This window comes from Bacteroidales bacterium (assembly GCA_012517825.1).
Lineage (GTDB): Bacteria > Bacteroidota > Bacteroidia > Bacteroidales > JAAYUG01 > JAAYUG01.
This window is the reverse complement of record JAAYUG010000173.1, coordinates 35,004-56,077: the sequence shown is the minus strand read 5'-3', so window position 1 is coordinate 56,077 and position 21,074 is coordinate 35,004. Positions and strand designations below refer to the sequence as shown.

15 protein-coding genes are annotated in these 21,074 nt (G+C 48.1%); 8 read left to right on the top strand and 7 right to left on the bottom strand.

Annotation, left to right across the window (positions count from 1 at the left end):
• Window positions 1-13: 13 nt before the first annotated feature.
• The 4 genes from GX419_12245 (at window position 14) to GX419_12230 (ending at window position 3,466) form a co-directional block, all read left to right on the top strand.
• Complete coding sequence (locus GX419_12245) at window positions 14-1,342, top strand: DUF389 domain-containing protein (GenBank protein ID NLI25464.1); 1,329 nt, start codon at window positions 14-16, stop codon at window positions 1,340-1,342.
• 135 nt (window positions 1,343-1,477) lie between these two features.
• Window positions 1,478-2,047, top strand: a complete 570-nt coding sequence (locus tag GX419_12240; protein ID NLI25463.1) for a 30S ribosomal protein S16 — start codon at window positions 1,478-1,480, stop codon at window positions 2,045-2,047.
• A gap of 27 nt (window positions 2,048-2,074) precedes the next feature.
• The gene (rimM, locus tag GX419_12235; GenBank protein NLI25462.1) at window positions 2,075-2,608 is read left to right on the top strand and encodes a 16S rRNA processing protein RimM; all 534 of its coding nucleotides are present in this window, start codon (window positions 2,075-2,077) and stop codon (window positions 2,606-2,608) included.
• A 135-nt stretch (window positions 2,609-2,743) separates the two neighbouring features.
• Window positions 2,744-3,466 (top strand): DUF2807 domain-containing protein, encoded by a 723-nt coding sequence (locus GX419_12230; GenBank protein NLI25461.1) that lies wholly within the window; start codon window positions 2,744-2,746, stop codon window positions 3,464-3,466.
• Window positions 3,467-3,582: 116 nt separating this feature from the next.
• On the opposite strand, the gene GX419_12225 is transcribed toward GX419_12230, so the two are convergent.
• From GX419_12225 to prmC, 4 genes are all read right to left on the bottom strand, one after another.
• Complete coding sequence (locus tag GX419_12225) at window positions 3,583-4,158, bottom strand: threonylcarbamoyl-AMP synthase (protein ID NLI25460.1); 576 nt, start codon at window positions 4,156-4,158, stop codon at window positions 3,583-3,585.
• Between the two features lie 202 nt (window positions 4,159-4,360).
• Complete coding sequence (locus GX419_12220; GenBank protein ID NLI25459.1) at window positions 4,361-5,479, bottom strand: glycosyltransferase family 4 protein; 1,119 nt, start codon at window positions 5,477-5,479, stop codon at window positions 4,361-4,363.
• Complete coding sequence (locus GX419_12215; GenBank protein ID NLI25458.1) at window positions 5,479-6,297, bottom strand: 2,3,4,5-tetrahydropyridine-2,6-dicarboxylate N-succinyltransferase; 819 nt, start codon at window positions 6,295-6,297, stop codon at window positions 5,479-5,481. The genes GX419_12220 and GX419_12215 overlap by 1 nt, the downstream gene beginning before the upstream one ends.
• Window positions 6,298-6,307: 10 nt before the next feature.
• Entirely contained in the window at window positions 6,308-7,165 is an 858-nt protein-coding gene (gene prmC, locus GX419_12210) for a peptide chain release factor N(5)-glutamine methyltransferase (protein ID NLI25457.1), read from the bottom strand.
• Window positions 7,166-7,221: 56 nt separating this feature from the next.
• Here prmC and ribD point away from each other — a divergent pair, with 56 nt between their 5' ends.
• From ribD to GX419_12195, 3 genes are all read left to right on the top strand, one after another.
• Window positions 7,222-8,262 carry a bifunctional diaminohydroxyphosphoribosylaminopyrimidine deaminase/5-amino-6-(5-phosphoribosylamino)uracil reductase RibD gene (gene ribD, locus GX419_12205; GenBank protein ID NLI25456.1) on the top strand — a complete coding sequence of 347 codons (1,041 nt, stop codon included), beginning with the start codon at window positions 7,222-7,224 and terminating at the stop codon, window positions 8,260-8,262.
• Window positions 8,263-8,373: 111 nt separating this feature from the next.
• Window positions 8,374-10,713 carry a tetratricopeptide repeat protein gene (locus tag GX419_12200; protein NLI25455.1) on the top strand — a complete coding sequence of 780 codons (2,340 nt, stop codon included), beginning with the start codon at window positions 8,374-8,376 and terminating at the stop codon, window positions 10,711-10,713.
• Window positions 10,710-13,946: a SpoIIE family protein phosphatase gene (locus tag GX419_12195; GenBank protein NLI25454.1), complete on the top strand. Its 3,237-nt coding sequence runs from the start codon at window positions 10,710-10,712 to the stop codon at window positions 13,944-13,946. Before GX419_12200 ends, GX419_12195 begins: the two co-directional genes overlap by 4 nt.
• A gap of 1 nt (window position 13,947) precedes the next feature.
• Here GX419_12195 and GX419_12190 read toward each other — a convergent pair whose 3' ends face one another.
• From GX419_12190 to dnaE, 3 genes are read right to left on the bottom strand one after another with little or no spacing between them, the layout of a single operon-like run.
• Window positions 13,948-14,529 carry a TIGR00730 family Rossman fold protein gene (locus tag GX419_12190; GenBank protein ID NLI25453.1) on the bottom strand — a complete coding sequence of 194 codons (582 nt, stop codon included), beginning with the start codon at window positions 14,527-14,529 and terminating at the stop codon, window positions 13,948-13,950.
• Window positions 14,530-14,534: 5 nt separating this feature from the next.
• Window positions 14,535-14,855: a thioredoxin gene (gene trxA / locus GX419_12185; GenBank protein ID NLI25452.1), complete on the bottom strand. Its 321-nt coding sequence runs from the start codon at window positions 14,853-14,855 to the stop codon at window positions 14,535-14,537.
• Window positions 14,856-14,896: 41 nt separating this feature from the next.
• Window positions 14,897-18,391 carry a DNA polymerase III subunit alpha gene (gene dnaE / locus GX419_12180; GenBank protein NLI25451.1) on the bottom strand — a complete coding sequence of 1,165 codons (3,495 nt, stop codon included), beginning with the start codon at window positions 18,389-18,391 and terminating at the stop codon, window positions 14,897-14,899.
• Window positions 18,392-18,621: 230 nt separating this feature from the next.
• Between dnaE and GX419_12175 the strand changes: the two genes are divergently transcribed.
• On the top strand, window positions 18,622-21,033 hold the full coding sequence (locus GX419_12175) for a sodium-translocating pyrophosphatase (GenBank protein NLI25450.1): 2,412 nt from the start codon (window positions 18,622-18,624) through the stop codon (window positions 21,031-21,033).
• Window positions 21,034-21,074: the final 41 nt, after the last annotated feature.

Genomic DNA, 21,074 nt, shown 5'->3' with positions numbered 1-21,074 from the left:
TGGTTTACCCGCCATGAACTTATCACATTACTTCCGCTTATTTCTTCATTACCTCAACCTTGAACCGGAGCTGGAGGATTTTGGGAATACTGATGCAACCATCCGCAAAGATATCGTCTTTAAAGGTACCAATCTGTGGATTCTGATCTTTGCCATTATGGTAGCTTCGGTCGGGCTGAACATGAATTCAACGGCAGTTATTATCGGTGCCATGCTCATTTCTCCTCTCATGGGTCCTATTATTGGTGTGGGTTACAGCATCGCAACCTACAATTTCCCCCTTTTATCAAAAGCGCTGAAGAATTTCTCATTTGCCATCATAGCCAGTTTAGTTACTTCAACATTGTATTTTACACTTACTCCGGTTTCCTCAGCTCATTCGGAGCTTCTTGCCCGCACCAGTCCTACAATTTACGATGTTCTTATTGCTTTTTTCGGAGGTTTGGCGGGAATTGTTGCACTAAGCAGCAAACAAAAAGGCAATGTGATTCCCGGCGTGGCCATTGCTACGGCCCTGATGCCTCCTCTCTGCACGGCGGGCTATGGACTGGCCACCTTGCAGGTGAAATTCCTTTTTGGAGCCTTGTACCTGTTTTTTATCAATTCGGTTTTCATTGCCTTTGCTGCACTGCTGGTTTCGCAGCTTCTGAAATTTCCCATTACAACCATCATCGATCCTCACCTCCGGAACAGGATCAACAGGTTCATCACCGTAATCATCGTTGTAACGCTTATACCAAGTATTTATTTTGGTTACAAACTGGTTCAGAAGGAGAAGTTCATATCGGGAGCAAACGAATATTTAAAGAGCGTAAGCTATTATGAAGGAAATTATCTTTTGCGGCATGAAATCAATCCTGAAAAGAAAACACTGGTGCTTGTCTACGGAGGAGGTACTCTTTCGGAGGCAGCGAAAAAGCATTTGACAGGTCTGGCTGAGAATTTCGGTCTGGAGAAAGCCTCCGTTGAAATTGAAACTGCCCTGCGAATGGACGAACCTTTGAAGAACAGGGAAGAATCGGAAAGGATGAATACGGAAGTTCAGCGTCTGCAGGTTATGGTTCAGCGTTATAAATCCCAGTATGATGCCCTCAGTAAAGTGCCCGATACAGGGAAAAAACTGCTGGGGGAAGCCCGTGCAATCTTTCCTGAATTGAAATCCTGCTCTTATGCTGAAACCCGAATGTACACTTCTCAGGGAACGGAAGGGAAAGACATTTCAGTAGTTGTATTCGGATATCGCGGCAGGCTGGATAAGGATGCGCAGGAGAAAATTCATGCATGGCTTGTTGAACGGCTGGGCCGGGCCAACGTAAAAACCGTGTTTGAGCGGGAAGAATGAATTCTGCACTGTATTCGCTTCAGGAAGGGATGGAATGTTTTGTTCTGCCATTTCCTTTTTGGTGGTTTGCTTTCCTGAATAAAAAAACTATCTTTGCGCACTCAAAAATTTATTGAAAACCATAAATAAAGAACAATGCCTGTAAAAATTCGACTCAGCAGAAAAGGTCGTCGGGGACGGCCCTATTACCACATAGTGGTAGCTGACAGCAGGGCGCCACGGGATGGCAGATTTATTGAAAAGATTGGAGTGTACAATCCGCTTACCAATCCTTCAACCATTGAACTGGATTTCGATAAAGCGCTGTCCTGGCTGCAAAAAGGCGCACAACCCACTGATACATGCCGTGCTATTTTATCTTCCGAAGGAGTTATGCTGAAAAAGCATCTTCTGGAGGGGGTAAAAAAAGGTGCTTTTGATGCCGAAGAAGCTGAAAGACGCTTCAATGCATGGAAAGAAGACAAGCTGAAGAAGCTGGAAGAAAAGAAGAGCCATACTCAGAAGGCAAAAGAAGAGGAAGCACGGAAACGACTGGAAGCAGAAGCCAAGGTCAGAGAGCTCAGGGCACAGGAAATCGCCAAAAAGAATGCCGAGAAAGCTAAAGCTGAGAGTGCCCAGCCGGAAGGCGAAGCGGCTGAAGAAAGCCCTTCTGCCGAAGCAGAAGCTCCTGCTGAAGAAGGCAAGGCTGAAGGTTCTGCCGAATAATCCGATCTTCCTTAACAACTTTCGGCCATGGAACCTGAAAAATTGCATTCTATTGGCCGTATTACCAAACTTCACGGGATCAGGGGTGCTGTTATCCTGCGGGGTTCAGGTGAATTGTCCTCCGTGCTGAAGGGGCAGAAGGTTGTATTTGTCGAATTTGACGGATATCCCGTACCATTTTTTCCGGAAGAAACGGAATTCCTTTCCGACGACACTGCCATTGTGCGTTTCCGTGATATCGGGTCGCCGGTAAAAAACGAAGAACTGCCCGGAAGAGAGGTGTTTCTTTTACGGCAAAAAGTACGCCGGAAAAAGGAACTGACCTTTCATGACCTTATCGGGTATGCTTTTGTAGATAAGCGAACAGGACAAACCGGTAATGTAACCGGAGTTGTGGACTATGAAATGAATCCGTTGTTGCAGGTAAGTAACGGGAATGTGGACTTTCTTGTACCATTTGCTGAACCGATCATCCAGCGCATTGATCACAAAAACAGGATCATTGAGGCCGACCTGCCCGAAGGATTGGCCGACATCAACGAAAATGCGCAGGATGAATGATCCTTTTTTTACGGGACGGAACTGGCACAATTCTTGTATCTGAGCCGGCAGAACCTTTTGCAGGATTCTACGGTTTAATGATGCAACAATTGACAGGATTGTACGTCTTATATTCTGAAACAAAAACAGAACCTTATGAAATCAACGAGTAAATTATTGCTGGCTTTCTCAGGAATTCTTGCTTTTCTGCTGGCCGGCTCACTGATCAGTTTTGCTCCCTGGCAGGATGAAAAAAGGGAGGAACGTGACCTTTCGGTATTTAAGGGCTTTTCCGTAAGCATACCGGCCGATGTGTATTATACACAGGATAAGACCCAGCGGGTAATTCTGGAAGGGGATCCCGATGATCTGGCAAGAGTAGTTACCCAGGTAGAAGGGTCGACCCTGAAAATTTTTACCCGCGGATTTAGTTTCCGCTGGAATGGAAAGGTAAAAATTACCCTGTCGTCGGCCGAATGCCAGTTTATGGAACTTTCCGGCTCAGGGAAAATCGTTTCCGAAAAGCCGCTGAATACGAATGCTCTTGACCTCAGGCTGAGCGGAAGCGGGTCATTTATCATTCAACAACTCAATGCAAAATCGCTTAGCGGAAGAATTTCAGGTTCAGGCAATATGACGGTAAACGGCGGTTCTGAGCTTTCAGAAATTGATTTTTCCATCAGCGGTTCGGGCGACGTCAATGCCGAAAATTTTCTGGCAAAGCAGGGTAGTGTAAAAATCAGCGGATCGGGGAACTGCTCGGTAAACGTTACGGAAAGGCTTGAAGGCCGCATTTCGGGAAGCGGAAATCTTTATTACCGTGGTAAGCCCATGCTGGATGTAGTTATTTCCGGGAGCGGGAAGGCCAGACCTATCTGAAAGAGCGGCAAAGCATACGCTCCTGGTTGTCCCTGATTTATGAGATTCATTATGAGGATGTTGAAAAATGGAATTTTGAAACATCCTCTTCCGGTTTTCCGGAAAAAACAGAACATCTAAGGCCGTAAAATTTTGACTTCACCTCCGGGCCCCAGCCTGATAATGGAAGAGGGTTCACCGGGGGTGTTGTCGTTTTGACGCCAGCCTACCACATAGTCAACCATGGCAAGCAGGCGGGGTTCAATGTCACGGAAGACAGCCGGGGCAGGTTCTCCTGAGAAATTGGCCGAAGTGGAAACAAGAGGCTTGCCGAACCGTTCCAGCAGTGCCTGGCAGAAAGAATCGTGAACAATCCGTACAGCAATGCTTCCATCGGGAGCAACCAGGTTGGAGGCGAGATTAAAAGCCCCTTCCAGAACAAGCGTCAGCGGCTTGTCAGCTACTTCAATCAGCTGATAGGCCACCTCAGGTATATGCTTCACGTACGACGGGAGCCATGATACGTCGGGCATGAGAACAATCATGGCTTTTTGTCCGGTTCTTTTCTTGACGGTAAACACCTTTTCAACGGCAGTTGCATTGGTTGCATCGCAGCCGATGCCCCAGATGGTATCGGTAGGATAGATAATCATTCCGCCCTGCTGAAGAACTTTCAGCGCCTGGTTTATATCATTGCCGAATTCCTGTTTCATCTGAATAAAGTTTATTTTCAAAGGTCGGATAGCCTGCCCCGCCAAAGCGGGGGAACACCCATGATTTGATTTTTATTCATATGTATGTGTTTGCGATACATGGGTGTTTCATCAAAATAAAATTGATTTTCAATAGTATGATGGAACCCGCATGTTGGTGGTTTCATTACCGCTGTGCTTGTGTTTGTAAAACATGTGGGTTTCATAACGCAATTTTGTTATAGACATCCATTAGCCTTGAGGCGACAGTTTCGGGAGAAAAATTCCGTGCATGCACTTTTCCTGCATCAATCATTTTCCGGCGTCGGGCTGGATCTTTCAGGAGGGAGTCAATGGCTCCGGCCAGTTGGTCAGGCCTTCGTGGATTGACATAAAGAGAATCAGGTCCGCCCGCTTCTGCAAAACAGCCTCCCTCGGAGGTGATTACCGGAACACCTGAAAAGAGTGCTTCCAGGATGGGTATTCCAAATCCTTCGATCAGAGAGGGATAGACAAACAGCACGGCTCCCTGGTAAATAGCGGGCAGGTCTTCGTTGTCAAGTTCGTTCAGAAAAATAATATGGCGCATTTTGTTGGCGGCAATATACTTTCTGAGTTTCAGTGCATAGGGTTTTTCTTTCCCCACCAATACCAGAGGTGTCTGAATGTTGGCACTGTGAAGGGCTTCCAGGATGCGAAGCTGATTTTTGCGTTCTTCGATCGTCCCAACACATAAAATGTATTCAGAAGGAAGCCGGTATTTATCCCTGATTAGCCGTTGAAGGTCATCGGATACTTTCACGGCAAAGCGGGGATCACAGCTCTGGTAAACCACATGAATTTTTTCCGGCGGGATGGAAAAATACCGGACGATATCGTTAGCTGTCTGCCGGCTTACGGCAATTACAGCAGTTGAATTCCGGCAGGCAGATGAAAATTTGGCTTGATAAATAAGAACGTCGGTTGTTTTATACAGCTCAGGGTATTGGAGAAAGATGAGGTCGTGAATGGTTACCACCGAGGGGATGCCTGATGCATGAATTCCGGAGGGAAGCTCGTTGCTGAGGCCATGAAAAAGGCTGAGTTTGTCGTGCCTGATGCGCCTGGCAAGATAAAATGACCGCCACCAGGACGAAAGGAAGGAAGGCAGAGCCGGATCAGGGGCGACCAGAGTTACTTTGTCTTCGTATGGAAGCTGGATTCTGTTTTTCAGGGAAGGCGTGTAGAGAATATACTGATGGGCGGGGAAATACGTAACAAGCTGCCACAGTGTGGTACGGCTGTAATTGCCGAGACCGCTCCGGTTGAAAAAAGCCCGCTTGGCGTCAAAACCAATGATCATTACACCGAAACATTATATTCCCTTAGTGCATCGTTGAGTGAGGTTTTCAGATTGGTTGATTCTTTCCGTTTCCCGATAATGAGGGCACAGGGTACGTTGTATGTGCCGGCCGGGAACTGTTTAGGCAGGGTTCCGGGAATGACAACCGACCGTGCCGGAACCACACCGCGGTATTCGACCGGTTCCTTTCCGCTCACGTCAATTATTTTGGTTGATCCGGTGAGAACCACATTGGCTCCCAGTACGGCTTCCTTTTCGATCCGAACGCCTTCAACGATGATGCAACGGGACCCTATGAAACAGTTGTCTTCAATAATGACCGGAGCTGCCTGAACCGGTTCCAGAACGCCGCCGATACCGACACCGCCGCTGAGGTGCACCCCTTTGCCAATCTGGGCACAACTGCCCACCGTAGCCCAGGTATCAACCATGGTGTCTTCATCAACATACGCTCCAATATTTACGTACGAAGGCATCATGATGACCCCTTTGGCCAGGAACGATCCGTAGCGGGCAACAGCATGCGGTACAACCCGCACACCCAGTTCCCTGTAACCGCGCTTCAGGCCTATTTTGTCGTGGAATTCAAAGGGCGGCAGTTCGGTAACTTCCATCTTCTGGATAGGAAAATATAGAATGACGGCTTTTTTTACCCACTGGTTGACCTGCCATCCGTCATTACCGGGCTGTGCTACACGTATTTTCCCCTTATCGAGCAGTTCGATTGTTTCCCGGATAGCATCCTGGGTAAGCTGTTCCTTTAACAATTCCCTTTCTTCCCAGGCTTTTTCGATGATGTTTTGCAATTGCGCGTACATATCAGGTGTTTTATAAGCTTGCTTTTACCATTCGGTTCTTTTCGTTAATGTCTTTCCGTATTTCCGCAGTAAGGAATCCTTCTTTGCGGAACAGGTCGGCCACTTCGCATGCGAAATTTTCATGGGTTTCGACATAAACGGCTCCCCCCTGTTTCAGTTTAATCTGGGCAAAGGAAATAATTTTCCGGTAAAAAATCAGCGGGTCATCGTCGGGTACAAAGAGGGCCTGCTGAGGTTCAAAATCGGCCACATTCCGGGGAAGGCTGTTTTTTTCGCTTTCCGGTATATACGGAGGGTTACTCACAATAACATCGAACTGCCCCGGGAGGGAATAGCTTCCGGCATGAAGGATATCGGAAAAGACAAAATGAACCATCAATCCGTTTTCGCGGGCATTTTCCTTGGCAAGGTGCAAAGCCGGTGCGGAATTATCGGTTGCCCATACATCGGCCGAAACAAGATTCTTTGCCAGGGCAAGGGCAATATTGCCGCTGCCGGTGCCGATATCCAGAATCCGCAGGAAACTGGTTCCGCTGTAATCGCTCAGAATCCAATGGACCAGCTCTTCGGTTTCAGGACGTGGTATGAGCACGTCCTCATTCACTTTCAGCTGTAAACCATAGAATTGTGTTGTTCCCATCATATATTGAACTGGTTTATATATTTTCAGGCCATCAATAATTTTATTAATTTGCGCTAATGCAGATTCAGAAACCGGCTGATCGGGATTGCTGTGGATGTCCACGGGCGGAATGCCGGCGCAATGCTTCAGAACAAGGAGGGAAAGGCTCCTGATTTCCTCAGGAGGGTAGATTCCCTGAAGTTCCTTTCTGATGAGAAGATCTGCCTGGCGAAGGTTCATTTTCATGGTTCAAATGTATAATAACGCACATGAATCACGAAATTTCGGAAAAAGAAAAATATATGAGGCGGTGCCTGGAACTTGCCGGCCAGGCACTCGGGAATACCTACCCTAATCCGATGGTTGGAGCTGTGCTGGTGCACAACGGGAGGATCATCGGAGAAGGATATCACCATGAAGCCGGCAAGCCGCATGCGGAAATTAATGCGATCAATGCAGTTGAAAACAAAAGCCTGCTTAAGGAATCGACCTTGTATGTAAACCTGGAGCCATGTTCCCATTATGGAAAGACGCCTCCCTGCACGCTTGCGATCACGCAATACAGGATTCCGCATGTGGTGATTGGAACGGCTGATCCTGATGCACGGGTGAACGGCAACGGTATCCGCCGGTTGCAAGAAGCCGGATGCCGGGTAGAAACCGGGGTTCTTGAGAAAGAATGCAGGCATTTGAACAGGCGTTTTTTTGTACGGCATACCATGCACCGCCCGTGGATTATCCTGAAATGGGCGCAGACCCGGGATGGTTTTATTGACCGGCAAAGGACATCCTCCTCCGAACCGCCCCAATGGATTACGGATGAAGTTTGCCGCATGCTCGTACACAAATGGCGTACCGAAGAACAGGCTATACTGGTTGGCACAAAAACGGCGCTGATGGACAATCCGCGACTGAATGCCCGCCTGTGGCCTGGCCGTCAGCCTTTGCGTCTGGTCATTGACAGAAACCTTGTTTTGCCTCCCCACCTGAACCTTTTCGACGGCAAACAGGAGACATGGGTTTTTACCGAGAAAGCAACAGGGGTGACTTATCCGCAGGAAGGAATCCGGGTAATTGAAGCCGGTTTTACCAACCTCCCGTTTACGGTTCTTTCGGAATTGTACCTTCACGGGATTCAATCGCTGATCGTTGAAGGCGGAACAGAAACCATACATTCGTTTGTTGAGGCCGGACTCTGGGACGAAGCAAGAATATTCACAGGAGATGTGCGCTTTGGTGCCGGAGTTCAGGCTCCCGTTGTATCCGGAGAGAGAACAGAAGAGTTTGTCCTGGGATCCAGCCGCCTGGAAATCCTTTATAACCCGGCTGCCACAGGCGCATGAGCAGGGGTTGGTTTCTGATAATCAGGCACTAACAGAAAAAAGAGAAGAAAAATGTATCTTTGATAAGGGTTATTTCGTATAACATTTAATGAAAAACTCAAACTTCCGGCCATGAAACGCATCTGTTTTTTTCTTGTTCTTTTCTTTTTTGCCTTTTTGGGGAGTAGTTTTTCCCAGAATGCAAGACAATACATGAAGGCAGGAAAGGAATTTCTTAAAAACGCGCATTATGCCGATGCGATTGTTCAATTCACAAAGGCAATTGAGCTGTCTCCCACCGACGAGGAAGCATATCTCGGAAGGGCGGAGGCTTATGAAAAGTCGGAGCAGTTGAATGAAGCGGCAGAAGATTATGTCCGGGCCTTTTCCTTCAGGCCAAAAGATGAAACGGTGGCATTCAATGCCGGACGGTTGTATTATACGTTGAAAAAGTATCGTGAATCAGCCCAGTGGATGGACAAGGTTTTGCAGATCAAGCCCAAGCATCCCGAAGCCATTGATTATAAAATCAAAGCCTTGTATGCTTTGCGGGACTATCAGAAGCTGACGGAGGCCTGCCGGGCCGCTCTGGCTTTGAAGGAAAATGCGGAATATGCCTATCTGTCTGGAATTGCCCTCGACAGCATGGGGCAGGGAATGCAGGCTCAGGCCAAATACCAGCAGGCAATTTCGTTGCTGAATACGTATGTGGATGCGTATATTTCTCTGGCAGGGCTGCAACTCAGGATGAACCAGGCCGATGCCGCCATGGAAACCATCAACAAAGCCCTGAAGATTGATCCGAACAGCGTTGAATCCTATATAGTAAGAAGCCGGATTTACCAGTCAAAACTGGAATACCCGAGTGCCATCAACGACCTGTCGAAGGCTATTCTGATCAACCCTAACAACAGCAATTTGTATTACATGCGGGCCATGTATTACAAAAGTTTCACCCAGTTTCAGAATGCGATAAGCGATTTCAACAAAGTTTTGCTGATGGAACCGGGAAATGTGGATGCACTGCGCGAAAGGGCCGGATGTTTTGAGGAAATCGGCGATAAAAAATCTGCTGTCAAGGATTATGAAACCCTGGTGGCACTGGTAGCGAAAAGTGAGATACGGCCAACGTGGCTGGATGGAATAAAAAGCAAACTGTTTGAACTGAAAAGGGAAAACGAAAAACCTTTACTGCGTCTTATTGATCCGTTGCCGGTTGCAAAGGGGGTAATTACGGCTCCCAGAAATGTCAATGAAATTAAGATCTCGGGTGAAATCACTGATCAGAGCGACATAAGCACTGTTACGGTGAATTATGAAAAAATACCCGTTGAAGTGGCCGATGGAAAGGTCACCTTTTCTGTTCCCGTGGCCCTTAATGATTCAGTGATTGTCATCAGTGCCATGGATGTTTACAACAACACCATGGTGGAAAAAATCACTGTGCAGCGCACGGAAGTTGATCCGCCGATTGTAACACTGCTTGCTCCCTATGCATCGGATGACGGGCAGATCTACCTTGATTCCGATGATCCCAATCTGTATGTTGAAGGAAACATTAAGGACGAAAGCCCGATTAAGTCGATTCTGATCGAAGGTGTATCTGCCAGCTACCGCCCCAATGATCCGAATCCTTCCTTTGCCGCCACTGTGAATATTTTTAACAAAAATTCCATTACGGTAACAGCCACTGACATTTACGGCAACACGAGGGAATTGCAATATAAGTTAAATCGGGAGGCGGCCAGTATTTCTTCTGATAATCCCATGGGGAAAACCTGGGCTGTATTCATTGAGAATTCTGATTATACCAGTTTTGCCAGCCTGGAGGGGCCAACCAAGGATGTAAGCATGATGAGGGCTGCTCTTGCCAAATACAGCGTTCATAATGTCATTCAGAAGAAGAACATGACAAAGAAAGACATGGAAAGGTTCTTTGCCATTGAACTGCGCGATCTGGTAAGAAGTAACCGGGTTAATTCCCTGCTGATATGGTATGCAGGCCACGGGAAATTTATCAATGAAACAGGGTACTGGATTCCAGTGGATGCAGCAAGGGACGATGAATTTACATACTACAACATTAATTCTCTCCGGGCGGCCTTGCAGTCCTATACGAACCTGACGCACATTCTGCTGGTTACTGATGCCTGCGAATCAGGCCCTACCTTCTATCAGGCCATGCGGTCGGCTCCGGAAATCAGAAGTTGCAACGACTGGCAGGCAACCAAATTCCGTTCAAGCCAGGTGTTTTCTTCAGCCGGTTATGAACTGGCCGTTGACAACAGTCAGTTTACTAAAACTTTTGCCAATACCCTGGTCAACAATCCCAACTCCTGCATTCCTATAGAGCTGATTGTCAATAAGGTTACGCAGGCTGTTGTTAGAAACAACCAACAGAAGCCCCAGTTTGGGAAGATCGCCGGATTGACCGATGAAAACGGCACCTTTTTCTTCATTCTTAAGCGATGAAGTGCCCTGATACCGGTTCATGCCACGTGCATGTCAGCAAAAAGAACCGGACGGACCATGAGAAAAGACGCCGGCTTTGTATCGGGACGGTATGCCTGAAAGCGGCAGTAATCATTTTAGCCTTTCTTTTTTCCCCGAATGCATCGGGGCAAACTTATTTTTTTGATAATTACGGCGTAGCAGATGGTCTTTCCCAGTCAACTGTTTATAAGATCATCCAGGACCGGCACCACAATCTCTGGCTGGGAACCCAGAGCGGGGTATCGGTTTTTGACGGGATGGTTTTTCAGAACTATTCAACCGAAGACGGTCTGGCCATTAACGGAGTAAGGGCCATTTGTGAAACACCTGACGGGGCAGTCTGGCTTGGCCATACCGGTGGAGGAATCAGCCGTTTTGCTGACGGAAAGTTCCGGCAGATCGTCCTGCCGGGTGTAAATCCGGCCTCTGACATTACTTCCATTTTTGAAGACGGAAAAGGCAATCTCTGGTTACTGACGGCAGGAGCAGGAGCCATAAAACTGACCGGTTATACCGGCAGGGAAAGCGACTGGAATATAGTCCAGTTCAAAGGAAATGAGTTAAGCGACCAGATCTTCGGAGGATGTGTCGGGAAAGACGGGAGTGTTTATCTTGTTACTGATATTGGTATTAAACGGTTCAGCGATTCGCTCAACCGTTTTTCAACCTATCAGCCTGAAGGACTGACAACCTATTTTACCAAAACCTGCATTCTGGAAGACCGTCGTGGTGATTTCTGGTTTGGAACCTATCACGGGGGCCTTTACCGGCTTATGAAAAAAGACGGGAAGTTCAGAGTATATGATATTCGTGACGGATTGTCCTCCAACTGGATCAGTACCCTGCATGAAGATCCGGCCGGCCGCATCTGGGTTGGCACCTGGGGAGGAGGCATTACGGTAATTGAAGGCGACTCCCTGGTGGTCTATAACACGGGCAACGGGTTGCAGGATGACAAGATCTGGTGTTTTCTGAACGATGCGGAAGGGAACCTGCTGATCGGCACCAACGAACAGGGATTATCCATTCACAAGGGAAATGCTTTTGTCACCTTCGGAACCAGAGATGGATTGCATAATCCGCAGGTATGGGCTATTACAAAAGACGCCCTGGGATATTACTGGTTTGGCACCAGCGGAGGAATTACGCGGCTTAAATCGGGAACCAGGGGATCTATGCAGGCATCCTATATGGACGAGAAATCGCATTTTCTTAATAATCAGGTTCGCTTTCTGCAGAAGGATTCAAAAGGGAATATCTGGATCGGAACAAACGGAGGAGGAATTTATTCTTATCAGTTCAATCCGGAAAGACTGGTTTTTGATCCCATTCTGAATAGCCTTCTTTATAAGGATCTTGTGATTACGGCTCTGGTGGTTGACCGAAAGGACCAGTTATGGGCAGGGACGAATGAAGGGCTGGTGTATTACGAAATTGCCAATCAGAAGGGGGACCGGCTCACCCGCATCAACGGGCTGGCCGGAAATGAAATTTCGTCGCTGTTTTATGATTCCCGTGGTATTCTCTGGATTGGGGCGCGGGGAAAGGGAATAACACGTTACGATGACAGCCGTCAGCAGTTCACCGTTCTCCGTTCTTTGGAAAATCTCACTCCGCGTTGCATGGCTGAGGATAAGGAGCACAGGTTGTGGATCGGAATGGAGGGACAGGGGGTGTATGTGCTGGAAGCTGACAGCATTGTTTTGCATCTCAGCGAAAAGGAGGGTCTTCTTTCCAATCTGGTCAACCTGCTGGGGGTGGACAATAGCGGAAATATCTACATAGGAACTAACAAAGGATTGAACAAGTTTCTTCCCCGGGAAGGGAGGATGCTTACTTACACGCGCCGTAATGGTTTCACCGGAATTGAAACCAAAAGCAATGCCCTGTATTCCGATCCGGCGGGGTATATCTGGTTTGGAACGGTTAACGGAGCCGTGAGGTATTCTCCGGGTTCGGATATTTCCGCGAGGAGGGAACCATTCACCCATATCCGTCGGTTCAGGGTCAATTATACGGATTATCCGCTCACAAGCGGGATTCATCTTCCCTGGTACAACAATTCCGTGATTTTCGATTATAACAGTGTAAGTCTTTCGAATCCGGATGTAGTCATGTATCAGATTATGCTGCAGGGGAATGACAGGGACTGGCAGCCTCCCACGCGACAGACCACAGCCAGTTATTCGGCTCTGTCGCCCGGCAAATATGTTTTTCTTGTGAAGGCGCGCAATGCAGAGGGAATATGGAACAGTCAGCCTGCGGCATTCAGTTTCCAGATATTGCCTCCATTCTGGAAAAGATGGTGGTTCATTCTGCTTTGTATTGCGGCAGGCAGTACATCGATTGTTGCCTACATCAAGGTGCGTGAACGCAATCTTTTGTATGAAAAGCGGCTGCTGGAGGAAAAGGTTCTGGAGCGGACGCAGGAAATTACGCGTAAAAACCAGGAACTGGCCAGCAAGAACAAGGATATTACCGACAGCATCAGGTATGCTGAACGCATTCAGCGTGCCATGCTTCCGCCCGATGTGCCCTTTCCCGAGACCTTTGTTCTTTTCAGGCCGAAGGCCATCGTCAGTGGCGATTTTTACTGGTTTATGGAGGAAGAGGGTTTGCAGTTAATGGCCGCCATTGACTGCACCGGCCATGGCGTACCGGGAGCCTTCATGTCCATTATCGGGTATCATACCCTCAACAAGATCGTGCGGGAAGACAGAATTCTTGATCCGGCCCTGATCCTGAAGAACCTCAATATTACCGTGCACAATGCACTGAGACAGAAAGGCGACACGTCACCGATCAGCGATGGCATGGACATGAGCCTGGCCGTATATGATCCGGCAAGGAGAATACTGACCTTTGCCGGTGCCGTTAATCCGATTCTTCTGATCCGGAATCATGAAATAACCGAACTGAAGGGGGACCGGTACCCGATAGGGCATGTTACTCCTGCCGATACGGTCTTTACCAACCATGAACTGCTTCTGCAGAGCGGGGATATGATCTACCTTTTCTCCGACGGGTATGCTGATCAGTTCGGGGGTCCGTATGGTAAGAAATTCAAGCCGATACATCTGAAGGAACTGTTGCTGAAGATTCACGACAAATCGCCCGGAGAACAGCAGGTTTTGCTGAACCAGGCCCTGGAGGAGTGGATGAAAGGGTTTGAGCAGAATGATGATATTCTGATTATCGGGCGCCGTTTCTGATTCAGATCTGCGCGAGACGGATATGTTCAGGACTCCAGTCGTTGCCTGAATCCAATGCTTCGGGCAGTTCGGAAGGATTGTGAATCACCTGCCAGATTTTCCGGTGTTCTTCCCGCATAAAATGCTCGGCTATCATTTTGTCAAGCTGATTCAGCAAGGGGTTGAAGAAGCCGGCGGTGTTCAGAATGACCACCGGATGATTGAACAGGCCGAGTTGTTTAAGGGTGATGGCTTCCAGCAGTTCATCAAGGGTTCCGCATCCTCCCGGAAGGGCCACTACGGCTTCCGCCATACGGAACAGGTATTCCTTTCGTTCGGCCATGGTATTGACGAGGATAAGTTCTGAAATACCCGGATGGAACCATCCATGTTCTTTCATGAATGCCGGCTGAACGCCAATAATCTTGCCCTTTTCCCTGATGATGGTATTGGCAAGAACGCCCATCAGGCCGTCTTTCCCACCCCCGTAATAAACTTCTATCTGATTCCTGGCAAGAAAAACAGCCACACTTTCAGCGGCCTCGCGGAAAATCTGCCCTGCTTTGTTGCTGGAAGCACAAAAAACGGCAATACGTCGGAGCATTCTGCTTATTTGAGCAATGCTTCAATCTTTCCAACAAGGAGGTGTTTGGGCACAGCGCCTACCTGTTTATCGACCAGCTTTCCGTTTTTGAAAAACAGGATGGTTGGTATATTGCGTACGCCATACTTGGCCGGAATCTGCGTATTTTCGTCTACGTCCATTTTGCCCACCACAATTTTCCCCTGATACTCTTCGGCAATTTCATGCACAAAAGGGGCAATTACCCGACAGGGTCCGCACCATTCGGCCCATAAGTCAATCATTACAGGTTTGTCACTCTGGAGCACTACCTGGTCAAAATTGGTATCGGTTACTTCAACTTCCATAACGGTACTTTTTGTTTAACAATTAGTCAATCAGGTTGTTATTATTTCAGGCGGAATTCAACTTCCAGTTCCTGAAGATAGTCAAAAAAAGCATTATCAAGTGTTATCCGTTTGTTGCGGCTGAACATGTCCAGTACGAGGTTATCGGCAGGGTCAAAGAGGGAGAACTTCAGTTCAACCTTTCCTTTATTTCCGTTTGCCAGGGCTCCCAGTTCGGTGAGAAATTCATCGGTGATTTTTTCAACCGGAATACGGATGGTTATCTGCCGTATCAGTTCGTCGCGCACCTGGGAGAGCATGTAAATCTGGTTCACTTTGAATTCGAGTTCATCGGGGTTGTTTCCGTACCCGCGGGGTTGGAATTTTCCTTTGATAAACAAGGCATAGCCGACAGTAAGGAAATTTTTCCAGCTCACATAATCTCTTCCGAAAAGGGCTATGCGGAATGAATCGGTATAGTCTTCGATGGTAAAGGTGCCATAGGGGTTGTTGGTTTTTGTCATTCCTTCCCTGGCTTCGACCACAAGCCCGGCGATAGCAAGTTCCTTGTCGCGCAATCGTTCGGTGTCTTTCAGTTCCGAAAGGGTACAGTTGGTAAAATGTTCTATCTCCACCTTATAGTTGTCAAGGGGATGGGCTGACAGGTACACACCGATAAGTTCCTTCTCGCGGCTGAGTTTTTCGAGGGTTGACCATTCAGGCACCTCGGGTGGCTGGGGCCGGGATGGGATAACCGGGATTGCTTCGCCAAAGAGGGACTTCTGGGTTGAGGTTTTTTCAATCTGTATCTTGCTGCCGTAACGGAGCAGAGCTTCAATGAAGGTTTCTTCCCTTTCCCCTTCCATAGGGGCGAAGTACTGTTCCCGTTTGAAATGATGGAGATTATCGAAAGCTCCTGCATAGGCCAGTGCTTCCATGTTTTTTCTGTTCAGGGAAGACAGATTTACCCTTTCGACGAAATGATAGATATCTTTAAAGAGCCCGTTTTTCTTTCGTTCTTCAATAACAGAAGCAGCGGCCGCTTCTCCCATTCCTTTTATGGCAGCGAGGCCGAAACGGATATCTCCGCGCGGGGTGACGGTAAAATTCAGGTTACTTTCGTTCACGTCGGGACCGAGAACAGAGATGCCCATTCTCCGGCATTCATCCATGAACTGGGTGATTTTCTTAATATCGGAAAGGTTTCTGCTCAGCACGGCTGCCATGAATTCGGCAGGGTAGTGGGCTTTGAGCCAGGCGGTCTGGTAGGCAACATAGGCATAGCAGGTTGAATGGCTTTTGTTGAAGGCATACTGGGCGAAGGCTTCCCAGTCGGTCCATACCTTTTCGGCTTTGGCCGTATTCAGTCCGTTTTTGGCACAGCCGGCGAGGAATTTTTCCCGCAGCTGGTCCATGATTTTCTTGTTTTTCTTGCCCATGGCTTTCCGCAGGGAGTCTGCTTCACCTCCGGTAAAACCGGCCATAATCTGTGATAGCCGCATCACCTGCTCCTGGTACACGGTAATGCCATAGGTTTCTTTCAGAACCGATTCCATGACGGGGAAATCGTACGTGATTTTCTCCCTGCCATGTTTGCGGGCAACGTAATGAGGAATATATTCCATGGGCCCCGGGCGGTAGAGAGCATTCATGGCAATCAGGTCTTCAAAGCGGTTTGGTTTGAGTTCCCTGAGCCACTTTTTCATTCCGCTCGATTCAAACTGGAAGATAGCGGTGGTGTCGCCCCTGCTGAACAGTTCAAATGTTTCCCTGTCATCCAGGGGGATATGCTCAATATCAATTTCTTTTCCGGTTGAAGCTTTGATGTTGGCAATGGCATCGCGGATGATAGAGAGGGTTTTAAGCCCGAGGAAGTCCATTTTGAGCATTCCCACACTTTCGATATGGCTGCCTTCGAACTGGGTAACCAGCAGGTCGGTATCTTTCGATGTACACACCGGGATGTAGTTCATCAGGTTATCGCGGCCGATGATGATTCCGCAGGCATGGATTCCGGTGTGTCGTACCGAGCCTTCCAGTGTTTCGGCAAATTGGAGGGTTTGCCTGACGAGGGGGTCGGGGCTTTTGCGTGCTTCATTCAGTTCTTTTACTTCCTCGTAAGCTTTTTTCAGAGTAACACCGGGCCGTTCAGGAACCAGTTTGGCCAGGCGGTCGGCTTCCTGGAGAGGCAGTTTCTGGATGCGGGCCACGTCGCGTATGGCCATGCGGGCGGCCATGGTTCCGAAGGTGATCACATGGGCCACCTTATCTTTGCCATATTTCCGAACAACGTACTGAAGCACCTGCTCACGGCCGTCTTCGTCAAAATCAATGTCAATATCGGGCAAAGAGATACGGTCGGGGTTGAGAAACCGTTCAAACAGAAGTCCGTATTTCAGGGGGTCGATATCCGTAATGCGAAGGCAGTAAGCCACTACGCTTCCGGCGGCTGATCCGCGGCCCGGTCCGACGGCAACTCCCATTTCGCGGGCCGCCCTGAGAAAATCCCATACGATAAGAAAATACCCGGGGTACCCCATTTTTTTAATAACGCCAAGCTCATAGTCAATGCGGGTACGGAGGGTTTCATCAATTTCGCCGTATCGCCGTGCAGCTCCTTCATAGGTAAGGTGCCGCAGGTATTCATTGTCGTCGGTAAAGCCATCCGGAAGCGGAAAATGAGGCATAACAGGATCGCGTTCCAGGGAGTAGGCTTCTACCTGTCCGGCAATGGATACAGTATTTTCCAGAGCTTCGGGGAAATCGGCAAACAATTCAGCCATCTCGGCCGTGGTCTTAAAATATTCCTGCTTGGTATATCGCAGGCGGTTGGGATCGTCAATTTCAGCATTGGTGTTCAGGCAGATAAGCCGGTCGTGGGCATCGGCATCCTCGGCATTGATAAAGTGCACATCATTGGTTGCTATGAGCCCGATACCGTGTTTTTTGGCCATGCGGGCAAGGAACTCATTGATTTTCTGCTGACGGTCAAAAACTTCGCTGTCAGTTTTGGGATCGCCGGTAAAATGGCGCTGAAGTTCGAGGTAGAAATCTTTTCCGAAAATATCCGCATATTCAATGATGGCATTTTCTGCTGCTTTTTCTCCTTCGGTGAAGAACAACTCCGGTACTTCACCTCCCAGGCAGGCTGAAGAGGCAATCAGTCCCTCATGGTACTGCCGCAGGAGTTCTTTGTCGATACGGGGTTTGTAGTAAAACCCTTCGATATATCCCAGCGAGACCAGTTTAGCAAGGTTAAGGTATCCGGTAAGGTTTTTGGCAAGCAGTATGAGGTGGCGGCTGCTGCGGTCTTCCTTTTCGGTTCGGTCTGTCCGGCTCCGGGAGGCCACATATACCTCGCATCCGATAATGGGTTTGATGCCCTGTTTGTTGGCTTCGTTTACGAATTCCTTTACGCCGAACATGTTGCCATGGTCGGTTATTGCTACGGCCGGCATACCGTCATTCCTGGCTTTGGCAATCAGCTCTGAAATATTGGAAGCCCCGTCGAGTATGGAGTACTGGGTATGAACGTGAAGATGAACAAAACCTGACATCTGGATGATTGATTTTCAAAATGTTAATAATCGTCTGAAGCTTCCGTAAAAGTAGTGAATTGAGGGCAAAGGAAGTGGGGGTGTTGATAAAATGTTTGAGAGATGCTGTTGGCGTTTTACTGTGCACTATTCACGGAGTGTCAGCTCAGGGAGGAAATGCCGGTAAAATTTTGGCAAAATAAATTAGAAAATTACATTTGTAGGCGTTTTTAACAAAATACCATAATAGGATGAAAACAAGACGTTTGTTACTGATGTTGTTTGCATTTCTTGCCCCGCTAACGGCGATGGCAAGCGAAGCTGATCTGAAAATACCCACCCTGAGCACATCCCAGAATCATCTGCTTTTGGCAGGGCTTCTGGTGTGTTTGTTAGGTGGAATTTTCGGGCTTTATCAGTTTCTGAAAGTTAAAAAGATCAAAGCGCATCGCTCGATGCTGGAAGTTTCGCAGGTTATTTTTGAGACGTGCAAAACTTATCTGCTTCAGCAGGGGCGTTTTCTGTTGATCCTGTTTCTGATCATTGGCGTGATCATTGCCTTTTATTTTGGTTTTCTGAACCATACAGGCATAGGTGGGGTACTGCTGATCCTGCTGTGGACAGTCATCGGGATATCAGGATCATACGGGGTAGCCTGGTTTGGCATCCGCATGAACACACTGGCCAACAGCCGTATGGCTTTTGCTTCGCTGGAACGCAAGCCCCTGAAACTTCTGAACATTCCTCTTGATGCAGGGATGAGCATCGGGGTACTGCTGGTTTCGGTCGAGCTGATTATGATGCTGATCATTCTGCTCTTCATTCCCCGGGAACTGGCCGGTGCATGTTTTGTAGGTTTTGCCATTGGTGAATCCCTTGGTGCTTCGGCTCTTCGTATTGCCGGAGGTATTTTTACCAAAATTGCTGATGTTGGTTCTGACCTTATGAAGGTTGTTTTCAAAATCAAGGAAGACGATCCGAGAAATCCCGGCGTTATTGCTGATTGCACCGGTGACAATGCAGGCGACAGCGTAGGTCCTACCGCTGACGGATTTGAAACATACGGTGTAACCGGTGTGGCTCTTATCAGTTTCATCGTTCTTGCCGTGGCCAACGTGGAATATCAGATGACCTTGCTCACCTGGATTTTCACCATGCGTATCCTTATGATCATCACTTCGGTTCTGTCGTTCTGGCTGAACCGTTTTTACAGCAAAGTGCGCTTCGGAGGTAAGGATGATATTGATTTTGAACAGCCATTAACCAATTTGATTTGGATAACCTCTCTTTTTTCCATTATTGTAACCTTTGTTGCCAGTCATTTGATTATTGGTCCTTCCTCTGCCATAGGTGCCGCAAACCCGAACCTCTGGTGGATTCTGAGCATCATCATCAGTTGCGGAACACTGGGTGCTGCATTGATTCCTGAATTCACAAAGATTTTTACCAGTCCCAAATCCAAGCATGTACAGGAAGTGGTTCAGGCTTCGCGTGAAGGCGGTGCCTCACTGAATATTCTTTCGGGTTTCGTAGCGGGGAATTTCAGCGCCTTCTGGCAGGGTATGGTATTTCTGATCCTCATGCTGATTGCTTATATAGCCAGCCAGAGCATACCAACCGACATGATGATCTACTCTTCCATTTTTGCTTTTGGTCTTGTGGCATTCGGCATGCTGGGCATGGGGCCGGTTACTATTGCTGTTGACAGTTACGGCCCTGTAACCGACAATGCCCAGTCAATCTATGAACTTTCGCTCATCGAAGCCATTCCCAATGTGGATAAGGAAATTGAAAAGGACTTCGGCTTCAAGCCCGATTTTGAAAAGGCGAAACACTATCTGGAAGCCAATGACGGTGCCGGAAATACATTTAAAGCAACGGCCAAGCCGGTTTTGATCGGAACGGCTGTTGTAGGAGCAACTACCATGATTTTCTCCCTGATTCTTGTTATCAAAAAGACCCTTGGGGTTGATCCTGAGTCGGTGCTGAATCTGCTGAATCCATACTCAATTCTTGGGTTCATTGCCGGAGGTGCAGTGGTTTACTGGTTTACAGGAGCTTCTACCCAGGCTGTTACCACCGGGGCATACCGTGCTGTTGAATACATCAAGCGGAACATTGTTCTGGATGAAAACGCAGAACTGAAAGCCGCTACGGAAAAATCAAAGGAAGTTGTGCGCATCTGCACCCGGTATGCGCAAACCGGTATGTATAACATTTTCTTTGCCATCTTCTCCTTTGCTCTGGCCTTTGCCTTGATGTCGGCACCGGCTTTTTCCAACAATTCGGTTGATTTCTTCGTAAGCTATCTGATTGCCATTGCCGTATTCGGGTTATTCCAGGCTGTGTTTATGGCCAACGCCGGCGGGGCATGGGACAATGCCAAGAAAGTGGTTGAAGTTGACCTGAAAGAAAAAGGCACGGAACTGCATGCTGCGACGGTGATCGGCGACACGGTCGGCGATCCGTTCAAGGATACCTCTTCTGTTTCGCTGAATCCTATCATCAAATTCAGCACCCTGTTCGGATTGCTTGCCATGGAAATTGCCATTGCCCCGAACTTCAAGAACGCTGCTCCGGTGCTGGGTGTGGTGCTGTTCCTCGTTGCCCTGTATTTTGTTTACAGGTCATTCTATAAGATGCGGATTAAGCATCAGGCTTAAAAAGTTCATACACTTTTCAGAAAGAAGCTGTCGCGAAACAA

What these genes read in the sequence shown, in the direction of transcription:
- GX419_12245 (NLI25464.1), top strand. Translation starts at nt 14, where the DNA reads ATGAACTTATCACATTACTTCCGCTTATTTCTTCATTACCTCAACCTT.
- GX419_12240 (NLI25463.1), top strand. Translation starts at nt 1,478, where the DNA reads ATGCCTGTAAAAATTCGACTCAGCAGAAAAGGTCGTCGGGGACGGCCC.
- rimM (NLI25462.1), top strand. Translation starts at nt 2,075, where the DNA reads ATGGAACCTGAAAAATTGCATTCTATTGGCCGTATTACCAAACTTCAC.
- GX419_12230 (NLI25461.1), top strand. Translation starts at nt 2,744, where the DNA reads ATGAAATCAACGAGTAAATTATTGCTGGCTTTCTCAGGAATTCTTGCT.
- GX419_12225 (NLI25460.1), bottom strand. Translation starts at nt 4,158, where the DNA reads ATGAAACAGGAATTCGGCAATGATATAAACCAGGCGCTGAAAGTTCTT.
- GX419_12220 (NLI25459.1), bottom strand. Translation starts at nt 5,479, where the DNA reads ATGATCATTGGTTTTGACGCCAAGCGGGCTTTTTTCAACCGGAGCGGT.
- GX419_12215 (NLI25458.1), bottom strand. Translation starts at nt 6,297, where the DNA reads ATGTACGCGCAATTGCAAAACATCATCGAAAAAGCCTGGGAAGAAAGG.
- prmC (NLI25457.1), bottom strand. Translation starts at nt 7,165, where the DNA reads ATGAAAATGAACCTTCGCCAGGCAGATCTTCTCATCAGAAAGGAACTT.
- ribD (NLI25456.1), top strand. Translation starts at nt 7,222, where the DNA reads ATGAGGCGGTGCCTGGAACTTGCCGGCCAGGCACTCGGGAATACCTAC.
- GX419_12200 (NLI25455.1), top strand. Translation starts at nt 8,374, where the DNA reads ATGAAACGCATCTGTTTTTTTCTTGTTCTTTTCTTTTTTGCCTTTTTG.
- GX419_12195 (NLI25454.1), top strand. Translation starts at nt 10,710, where the DNA reads ATGAAGTGCCCTGATACCGGTTCATGCCACGTGCATGTCAGCAAAAAG.
- GX419_12190 (NLI25453.1), bottom strand. Translation starts at nt 14,529, where the DNA reads ATGCTCCGACGTATTGCCGTTTTTTGTGCTTCCAGCAACAAAGCAGGG.
- trxA (NLI25452.1), bottom strand. Translation starts at nt 14,855, where the DNA reads ATGGAAGTTGAAGTAACCGATACCAATTTTGACCAGGTAGTGCTCCAG.
- dnaE (NLI25451.1), bottom strand. Translation starts at nt 18,391, where the DNA reads ATGTCAGGTTTTGTTCATCTTCACGTTCATACCCAGTACTCCATACTC.
- GX419_12175 (NLI25450.1), top strand. Translation starts at nt 18,622, where the DNA reads ATGAAAACAAGACGTTTGTTACTGATGTTGTTTGCATTTCTTGCCCCG.